The organism is Actinomycetota bacterium, assembly GCA_036280995.1.
Classification (GTDB): Bacteria; Actinomycetota; CALGFH01; order CALGFH01; family CALGFH01; genus CALGFH01.
The window spans coordinates 1-7,852 of the sequence record DASUPQ010000291.1 but is presented as its reverse complement, the minus strand read 5'-3'; the positions used below and the strand labels follow the sequence as shown (position 1 = coordinate 7,852).

Here is a 7,852-nt window from a genome sequence, read left to right as displayed (position 1 = left end):
AATGCGTACCGCCGCCCGCGTCCTGCCCGTCGTCCTCGCCATCCTGCCGCTCGGCGGGCTGCTGGCGCCGCCGGCCGCTGCCGTGCCGTCCCCGACCCCGGCGACCACCCTCCAGTTCTACGGGGGCGAGGTGCGCGCCGTCGCCCAGATCGGCAACATCATCTACGTCGGCGGCAGCTTCACCTCGGTCGGCTACGGCAGCGGCACGATCGCCCGCGCCCACCTGGTCGCCCTGGACGCGACCACCGGGCTGCACGTCCCCGGGTTCGACCCGCGGGCCGACGACGACGTCAACGCCCTGCTGCGCAGCCCCGACGGCAGCCGCCTGTACGCCGGCGGGATCTTCAACAACGTCCGCGGCTGCACCCGCTGCGACCGGCTGGCCATGCTCGACCCGGCGACCGGCGTCGCCAACACCGCCTTCGGCCCGCAGCCCAACGCGGCCGTGCTCAAGCTCGCCCTTGCCGGCAACACCCTGTTCGCCGGGGGCACCTTCGCCACCGTCGGCGGCCGCCGCCGGGTGCGCCTGGCCGCGGTCAACGCCACCACCGGCGCCGTCGGCGCCATGGCCCTGCACGCCAACGGGGCCGTCCGCGACCTGGCCGTCAACCCGGCCGGGACGACGCTCTACCTGGCCGGGTCGTCCACCACCCTCGGCGGCGCCACCCGCTACAACTTCGCCTCGGTGGCCATCGCCTCGCGAACCCTGACCGCCTGGAACCCCAACATCCACGCCTCCGGCTGGGGGGTGTCGCTCTCACCCGACGGCGCCGCCGCCTACCTGACCACCGCCGACGGCAACGAGACGATCTGCGGGGCCGCACACGAGTCGGTGATCGCCATGCCGGCCGGCACCGCCGGCACCCCGCCGGTCCTGTGGCACAACGGCGGCGCCCCTGGCTGCCCCTTCAACTCCGGCGACATCAACGCCGTCGAGGCCACGGCGAGCGCCGTTTACATCGGCGGCCACCTGACCAACCTCTGCACGGTCAGGAACACCTCCTACACCGTCCGCTGCCCAGGCGCCCTCACCGTCCGCAGCCACGTCGCCGCCCTCGACCCGGCCACCGGCGTCCCCCTCGCCTGGAACCCCGGCGCCGGCGGCACCCGCGGCGTCCTCACCGCCGAAGCCCTCCCCGGCGGCCTCGCCATCGGCGGCGACTTCCAAACCGCCGGCGCAACCCACCGCGGGTTCGCGTTGTTCCCGGGTACGCCGTAGGCGGTTACCGGGCCTCGCCCCTGGAAGGCGGCGTCCTCGCCGGCCGGGTCGCCGAAGTGGTAGAGGCTCCGGACGATCTCGTCACACCCGGGAGCGTCGGCGGCCACCAGCCGCCGGATGGCCAGGTCGGGTCCGGTCGTCATGGCCGGAGTCCAGGCGGGCGCGTGTCGACCACGCAGAACAGGTTCCCCTCCGGGTCTTCGAGGACGACGAAGTCCTCGTCCGGCCCGGAGGTCCGGGGGTGGCGGGTCGCTCCGATGGCGAGCAGCCGCTCCACCTCCCCCTCCTGGTCGTCGGTGTAGAGGTCGAAGTGCAGCCGGTTCTTGCCGGAACGTGGCTCCGGGACCTGCTGGAGGGACACGTTCACCTCGGTCCCGCCGGGGTCCCGGAGGACGACCCAGCCGTCCTCGGCGGGTTCCCTCGGGACGTACCCGAGGGCCTCCTGCCAGAACGCCGACATGGCGTCGAAATCGCTACAGTCGATCACGACCGAGCCGATCCTCACTGCGCCACCCTTTCTCTCAGGACGCCGCCGGCGGCGACCGGGTCATGATGAACCGTCGTACCGCGCCGTAACCTGACGGGCCCAGAACAGGGTGTGGGCGGCGTCGCCCTCGGGAACGACGTCCTGGGTGACGATCGAGAGGCCGGCCTGCTCGATCCAGGTCCGGTAGGTGGCCGCGTCGGCGTGGCTCCACCACATCGGCGCGTCGCCGCCCAGCCAGTGGTCCTCCGTCCCGGTCCAGGCACGGTGGCCGGTGGTGGCCAGCAGCCATCCGCCTGGGCGGAGCCAGCGTCCGATTCGGCCGAGCAACGGCGGCTGCTCGTCGAGCGGCAGGTGGATGAGGACATAGAGGCAGACGACGGCATCGAACGACGAGGCCGGGAACTCGACCTCGCTGGCGTCGGCCTGGAGGAACCTGGCCGCCGGGACGAGCTGGCGGGCGCGTTCAATCTGGACGGCGCTGAGGTCGACGCCGGTGACCGCGTACCCGCCGCCGGCCAGGTCGCGGGCGAGCGGGACGCCGCAGCCGCAGCCGAGGTCCAGGACCGGGCCTCCGGCCCGGACTCGTTGCCGCAGCTGCGCAAGCCAGGTGGCGTAGTGCTCCGGTGCCTCGTCGTCCCCGCGGTACCGGTAGGACAGCGCGTCGTAGCCCCGGCGGACGATGTCCTTGGGCAGTGGGCGCATCAACCCGCGGGGGTTCCGAGCGCGGCCGGGTCCGGGCTGGGGAAGCCGTTGGCGGCCAGCCAGCGGGCGAACCGCTCCGGGGTGCGGACGCTGTCCTCCAGCACGGCGGTGTAGATCTCCCAGCCGCTGACCTCGTCGGGGTAGCTCGGGAGCCGGCGCCAGACGTCCTTGAGGCGCAGGACGGCCAGCCGCTGCTCGTCGGTGATGGTGTCCCGCAGCCGCGTATGCCAGCCGGCGACATGAGCGTGAAGGTCGAAGAGCCACACCGACAGGTCGACGCGCCAGCGCCCCTGGCCGGCGTCCAGGTCGAAGGGCACGTGGTAGCGCTCGTCTCTGGCCTCGCCGGTGGGGCATCGCTCGCGCCGCTCGTCGCGGTAGGTCAACCCTGCGAACCCTGGCAGGTTCACGACCCGCTTGAGGAGCTCCAGGACGTCCGACGGCGAGCACTCCTCGCCGGCCAGCAGGCAGACGTCCAGGTCGCGCCAGCACATCAGCCCGGAGAGGTAGCTGCCGACCACCAGCACCGGGCCGACGTCGGCGAACCGCCGGCCGAGGTCGAGCTCGGCCAGGACCTGGGTGGCTTCGGCCTGCAGGGCCGCCTGCCGCGCGAGCAGCTCCTGGTCACCGGCCGGGGTCGGCATGCCACCATTTCACCACCCTTCGGCGGCAGGGGCCTGAGCACCCGCTCACCGGGATCGGGTGGCGGGTCGCCGCCGATACAGGCGCCCTACGACCGCTTCGCCTACGCGCGCCGGCTGCTGGGGCCCGAGACCCGGTTCGTCTCGCCCAGCAACGACACCCTGGATCAGGGGAGCGGGTGACGGGAATCGAACCCGCGTCACAAGCTTGGAAGGCTTGAGCTCTGCCATTGAGCTACACCCGCGCAGACTGCGTGGGGTGAGGGTAGCAGGCGGGTCCGTGAGAGATTGCACGGGAACGGGGGCCGAGCGGGGAGGCTGGTGACGGTGCGGGCGGTTGCGGTGGGGCTGGTGGGGGCGGGGCCGTGGGCGGCGATGCTGCATGCGCCGATGCTGGCTGGGGGGCCGGAGACGACGCTGGCGGGGGTGTGGGCGCGGCGGCCGGAGGCGGCGCGGGCGTTGGCCGATGCCCATGGCAGCCGGGCGGTGGGAAGCCTGGAGGAGCTGTGGGACGTCTGCGAGGCGGTGGCGTTCGCGGTGCCGCCGAACGTGCAGGCGGAGCTGGCGGCGGTGGCGGCCAGGGCGGGCAAGCATGTGCTGCTCGACAAGCCGGTCGCGTTGACCCTGGGGGCGGCCGAGGAGCTGGCGGCGGTGGTGGGGGAGACCGGGGTGGTGTCCCAGATGGTGCTGACCAACCGGTACTCGCCCACGGGGCGGGCGTTCCTGGCCGCCGCCGAGGGGTTCGAGGTGGTGGGGGCACGGTGCGCGTCGCTGTCGGGGGCGCTGCTGGACGAGAGCCCGTTCGCGACCCCGTGGCGGCGCCGGCACGGGGCGCTGCTCGACGTCGGGCCGCACCTGTTCGACCTGGTGGAGGCGGCCGTCGGGCCGGTCGAGGAGCTGTCGGGGCGGGGCGACCCGCTGCGGTGGGTGTCGCTGACCTGCCGGCACGCCGGCGGCCAGGTCAGCGAGATCTCGATGTCGCTCACGCTGCCGCTGGTCCCGACCGTGTTCGAGTGCTCGCTCTACGGCCCGGGTGGGGCGCTGACCTACCGGCGGCCGCCCGACCCGCCGGCGGCCATGGCCGACCTCCAGGCCGCCGGGGCGACCCTCCGGCGGGAGTTCGCCGCCGCCGTGACCAGCGGGAACGCCTCGGCCCTTGACGTCAACCGGGGGTTGCGGCTGCAGCGGCTGATCGACGCCGCCGCCCGCTCGCTCGGCTGAGGCACTCCCCGGTCCGGTCGATGTGGCCGAACGGTGACTCGACCGAGAGTGAAGCGTACCGAGCAAGCCACCGCTTCGTGACCCGCCGGACCCAGGCTGGGGGTGCAGCGCCGCACGGACGCGGCGCGGGAGAGAGGAGCCGTCATGTCGGCACCAACCCTGGACAGGCACCCCAGCAGCTCGCAGTCCGGGCCGTCCGCGGGCCAGCGCCGCCGTCGCAAGCAGCTCGTGCTGGGGGCGAGCGCCCTGATCGTGCTGGCCGTCGCCGTCGGCACCAGCCTGGCCGTGGCCACCCGGCCGGTCGACCGCCAGGCCGCCCAGGCCGGCCCCGCCCCCGCGGCGGCCGCCGGCGACCAGAACGCCAACGCCGGCCAGGACCAGGCCGCCCAGCCCGACCAGAACGCCCCGGCCCCGCCGGCCACCGAGCAGGGGTCGGGCGCCGACCCCGACCCGGCCGGCACCGATGGGACGGCGCCCGCCCTGGAGGACGGCGAGCACCCCGCCTACATCACCAAGGTCTCCAGTGGCCAGCTCGTGGTCGACGTGGTCCAGGTGTTCCACGACGACGCCGCCGTCAAGGCGGCCATCGCCGACGGCAAGCCGCCCGCCGACGCCAGGTACCTGACCACCTGGGTCCGCAACGAGAACTCGCGGCTGCGCACCCTGCCCCTGGCCGGCGACCTGGACATCCGGCTGCGGGACGCCTGCGGCGACCCCGGCGACGACCGCCAGGCCCTGCTCACCAAGCTGGCCGCCAACGCCAAGCTGAAGGGCACCTACTACTACCTGCTGACCGTGGACGACGGGAAGGTCGAGCGGATCCAGGAGCGGCTGGCCGTGAACGCCTGCTGACACCCTTGCGCGAGGGGGTCGGGGAGCGCACCGTTCTGGTGCGATGACCCCGGCCCCCTCCGCGCTTGTCGGCCGCGACCAGCCGCTCGCCGAGCTGCGAGCGCTGGTCGAGGCCGCGCTGGCGTCCCGGGGCGGGGTCGTGACCCTCACCGGCGAGGCCGGGATCGGCAAGACCACCCTGGCCACGGCCGCCGCCGACCACGCCGAGGCGCGGGGCGCGACCGTCGTCTGGGGCACCTGCTGGGAGGGCGCCCCGCCGTTCTGGCCCTGGCTGGAGGTCCTGGCCGCGCTCGGGGTCGAGGCCGGCCTCCAGGACGCCGGCCCGGCCGGCCAGCCGGCCCCGCTGGCCGGCCGGTTCGAGCGCTTCCACGCCGCCAGCGGCGCCCTGCTGGAGGCCGCCGGGAGGACGCCGCTGGTGGTCGTCCTCGACGACCTGCACTGGGCCGACCCGGCGTCGGTCGAGCTGGCCGCCTTCCACGCCCGCCGGGCCCGCCGCAGCCGCCAGCTGCTGGTCGCGACCTACCGCGACGTCGAGATCGCTCCCGGCGGCCCGCTCGGCCGCCCGATCGCCCGGCTGGAGGCGGAGGGCCAGACGTTGCCGCTGGGCGGCCTCGACGCCCCGCAGGTCGCCCAGGTGCTCGCCGGGCTCACCGGCGGCGAGCCCGACCCCGAGCTGGGGACGAGCGTGCACCGGCGGACCGGCGGCAACCCGTTCCTCGTCCAGCAGGTGGCGCGGCTGCTGGCCGCCCACCCGGACGCGGCCGCCGTAGGGATGGGCGGCCAGCACGGGGTCCGCGACGCCATCCAGCGACGGCTCGCCGCCCTCGGCGACCCGGGCGTGCGGCTGCTCGAGGCGGCCGCGGTGCTCGGGCCCGACCTGCGCCCGGCCGTCCTGGCCCGGGTCACCGGCCAGCCGGTGGGCGAGGTGCTGGCCCAGCTCGGCCAGGCCGCCGGGGCCAGGGTGCTGGTCGCCCCGGCCGACGAGCTCGGCCCCTGGCGGTTCGCCCACGACCTGTACCGCGAGGTCCTCTACGGCCAGCTCGACCCGGCGGCCCGGGCCCGGCTCCACCTGGAGGCGGCCGCGACCCTGGAGGCGGCGCGCCGGTCGGGGTCGGAGGTGCGCCCGGCCGAGCTCGCCGGCCATTACCTGCGGGCGGTCGACCAGGGCGGGCAGGTCTCGGAGGCGGAGGCGGCCAGAGCCGTCGGCTACAGCGAGCTGGCCGCCCAGGAGGCGGCGGCCGTCCTGGCCGACGAGGACGCGGCCGGGCACTACCGGCGGGCGCTGCGGCTGGCCGCGGCCACGGGACAGCTCGGTCCCGAGGGCCGGGCCCGGCTGCTGGTCGGCCTGGGGGAGGCGCTGCGCCGTTCGGGCGACACCGCCGGCGCCCGCCAGGCGTTCCGCCAGGCCGCCGACCTGGCCCGGGACGACCTGGGCGGGGCGCTGGCCCGGGCGGCGTTGGGGCTGCATGCGGTCGGGGTGGAGTCGGGGGCCGACCCCGCCGAGGTGGCCGGGCTGCTGGAGGCCGCGCTGGCCAGGACCGCCGCCGACCCGGCCCTGGCCGCCCAGGTGGGGTCGGCGCTGGCCCAGACGCTCGCCTGGGCGCCCGACCCCGACCCGGCGCGGGCGGCGGCCATGGCCGAGCGGGCGGTGGCCACGGCCAGGACCACCGGCGACCCCCACGTGCTGGCGGCGGCCCTGCTGGGCCGGCACAACGTGCTCTGGGGGCCGGACACCCCGAAGGAGCGGCTGGCCGTGCTGGCCGAGCTGGAGCGGCTGGCCGCCGACGACGAGGAGCTGGCCACCGAGGCCCAGCTGCTGCGGGCCACGGTCCTGCTCGAGCTGGGCGACGCCCGGGCCACGGCCCTGCTGGCCGCCCTGGCCCGCCGGGCGCGCCAGTCCCGCCTGGCCCGGGTCCGCTGGCTGGGCCGCTCCCGCGAGGCCATGCTGGCCGTGCTCGCCGGCGACCTCGACCTCGCCGACCGCCTGGCCGCCGACGTCCGTCGGCTCGGCGACGAGCTCCGCATCCCCGATGTCGACCACGTCTCGGCCGGGCTGCGGGCCGGGATCGACGGCCTGCGTGGCCGGCCGTCACGGGAGCTGCTGGACTCGGTCGAGCGCCTGGTCGGCCGGCTCGACGTCCCGGTGACCAGCCCACGGGGATGGATGACGGTGATGCTGCTCGGGGAGGACCGGCCGGCCTGGGTCGACGCCTACGCCCGGGGCGCGCTCGACGTCGACCCCGACGACGTGCCCCGCGACTGGATGTGGCTGCGGAGCAGCGTGATCCTGGCCGAGCTCAACGCCGCCGCCGGTGACGCCGCCGCCTGCGCCCGCTGGTACGAGGCGCTGGCGCCCTACCAGGACCGCACCGCGGTGGCCGGCGGCTCGGTGCTGTTCCTGGGGGCCGTCGCCCACTACCTCGGCCTCCTGGCCGCGGCCGGCGGCCGCCCCGAGCCGGCCCGCCGGCACCTGGAGGACGCGGCCGCCGTGCACGAGCGGCTCGGCGCCCGGCCCTGGCTGCTGCGCAGCCGGCTGGAGCTGGCCAGGCTGCTGCGCGACGACCCCGACCGGCATGACCAGGCGGACGAGCTGCTGCGCGGCGTCCTGGAGGAGGCCGGACGGCTCGGGCTCGAGGCCCTGGCCGCCAGCGCGACCGGGCTGCTGGAGGCGGGTCGCCGGGCCGGGCCGGCGGAGTTCCGCCGCGCCGGGGTCGCCCCGGTCCTCGGCGTCGG

At 76.0% G+C, this 7,852-nt stretch carries 7 protein-coding genes and 1 tRNA gene; 4 read left to right on the top strand and 4 right to left on the bottom strand.

Features of this window, described 5'->3' with window-relative positions; genetic code table 11:
• The coding region (locus VF468_09840) for a hypothetical protein (GenBank protein ID HEX5878609.1) at window positions 1-1,219 on the top strand (1,219 nt) is incomplete at its 5' end.
• 139 nt (window positions 1,220-1,358) lie between these two features.
• Here the strand turns inward: VF468_09840 and VF468_09835 are convergent.
• The 4 genes from VF468_09835 to VF468_09820 form a co-directional block, all read right to left on the bottom strand.
• Window positions 1,359-1,724 (bottom strand): VOC family protein, encoded by a 366-nt coding sequence (locus VF468_09835; GenBank protein ID HEX5878608.1) that lies wholly within the window; start codon window positions 1,722-1,724, stop codon window positions 1,359-1,361.
• Window positions 1,725-1,766: 42 nt separating this feature from the next.
• A complete protein-coding gene (locus VF468_09830; GenBank protein ID HEX5878607.1) occupies window positions 1,767-2,408 on the bottom strand; it encodes a class I SAM-dependent methyltransferase in 642 nt (213 codons plus the stop codon).
• Window positions 2,408-3,049, bottom strand: coding sequence for a hypothetical protein (locus tag VF468_09825; GenBank protein HEX5878606.1), 642 nt, complete (start codon window positions 3,047-3,049; stop codon window positions 2,408-2,410). The genes VF468_09830 and VF468_09825 overlap by 1 nt, the downstream gene beginning before the upstream one ends.
• A gap of 171 nt (window positions 3,050-3,220) precedes the next feature.
• A tRNA-Gly gene (locus tag VF468_09820) sits at window positions 3,221-3,291 on the bottom strand.
• A gap of 82 nt (window positions 3,292-3,373) precedes the next feature.
• Here VF468_09820 and VF468_09815 point away from each other — a divergent pair.
• From VF468_09815 to VF468_09805, 3 genes are all read left to right on the top strand, one after another.
• Window positions 3,374-4,267: a Gfo/Idh/MocA family oxidoreductase gene (locus tag VF468_09815; protein HEX5878605.1), complete on the top strand. Its 894-nt coding sequence runs from the start codon at window positions 3,374-3,376 to the stop codon at window positions 4,265-4,267.
• Window positions 4,268-4,411: 144 nt separating this feature from the next.
• Window positions 4,412-5,119 (top strand): hypothetical protein, encoded by a 708-nt coding sequence (locus tag VF468_09810; GenBank protein HEX5878604.1) that lies wholly within the window; start codon window positions 4,412-4,414, stop codon window positions 5,117-5,119.
• Window positions 5,120-5,162: 43 nt separating this feature from the next.
• The coding region (locus tag VF468_09805; GenBank protein HEX5878603.1) for an AAA family ATPase at window positions 5,163-7,852 on the top strand (2,690 nt) is incomplete at its 3' end.

What these genes read in the sequence shown, in the direction of transcription:
- VF468_09830 (HEX5878607.1), bottom strand. Translation starts at nt 2,408, where the DNA reads ATGCGCCCACTGCCCAAGGACATCGTCCGCCGGGGCTACGACGCGCTG.
- VF468_09825 (HEX5878606.1), bottom strand. Translation starts at nt 3,049, where the DNA reads ATGCCGACCCCGGCCGGTGACCAGGAGCTGCTCGCGCGGCAGGCGGCC.
- VF468_09810 (HEX5878604.1), top strand. Translation starts at nt 4,412, where the DNA reads ATGTCGGCACCAACCCTGGACAGGCACCCCAGCAGCTCGCAGTCCGGG.